1 protein-coding gene is annotated in these 450 nt (G+C 57.8%); it reads right to left on the minus strand.

The genetic code is table 11. The features are described 5' to 3' along the window. The coding region (locus EOA23_RS35385) for a S46 family peptidase (RefSeq protein ID WP_145966632.1) at positions 1-450 on the minus strand (450 nt) is incomplete at both ends.

Here is a 450-nt window from a genome sequence, read left to right on the forward strand (position 1 = left end):
ATGCCGAGCGCGGGCGCATAGACTAGGCGCACGTCCTGAATTTCGAGCTTCTGCTGGAGATAGTAGGAGGCGCCGCCATAATAGGACTCCACGTCGCAGCGGCGATTGGGCTGTTCTTCACATGCGGCGATCAGCGCCTTCCGGTTCCTGTCGAGCCGCTCATAGCGGGCAAAGCCGTTCAGCTTGTCCGATACGCCCTTGAGCATGTCGGCGGTCACATCACGGATATCCTCGATCACATAGATGCGGCTGCCGGGCACCGCGGGTAATTCTTCACCAAGGCTTTTCGCTAGAAATCCCTTGGTGAGATAGTCTTGACTCTCCTTGCTGTTGTACTGGAGCGATTCCAGCACGCAGTGACGGTTGGTCGCAACCAGTCCTTGCGGACTGACGAAGGAAGCTGAACATCCGCCCAGTGATACGATCGCGTTGAGCGGGGCAGTGTCTAGA

Origin of the sequence: Mesorhizobium sp. M2A.F.Ca.ET.042.01.1.1, from assembly GCF_003997405.1 — a bacterium.
Lineage (GTDB): Bacteria > Pseudomonadota > Alphaproteobacteria > Rhizobiales > Rhizobiaceae > Mesorhizobium.